Source organism: Paenibacillus sp. 23TSA30-6 (assembly GCF_014858585.1).
Lineage (GTDB): Bacteria > Bacillota > Bacilli > Paenibacillales > Paenibacillaceae > Paenibacillus.
The window spans coordinates 1-242 of sequence record NZ_SLTL01000130.1; the positions used below are offsets into that span (position 1 = coordinate 1).

A 242-nucleotide genomic window follows, 5' to 3' on the forward strand; every position below is an offset into this window, starting at 1 on the left:
TCCACCACGCCTTCACCAGCCCGACCCCCGACTGCCTGGATACCTTCGACACCGATCCGGGTTCAGCTTTGGCTTACGCTTACGACTTCGTCGTCAAAGGCAACGAGGTAGGCGGCGGGTCTATCCGTATCCATCGCCGTGACGTTCAGGAGCGGGTCTTCAACGTCATGGGTATTGGCCCCGAAGAGGCCCAGGAGAAATTCGGTTTCCTACTGGATGCCTTCAAATTTGGCGCGCCACCG

General features: G+C 59.1%; 1 protein-coding gene. It reads left to right on the top strand.

The annotated features are described in order from the left end of the window. The coding region (locus E0698_RS26440) for an amino acid--tRNA ligase-related protein (protein ID WP_337916458.1) at positions 1–242 on the top strand (242 nt) is incomplete at both ends.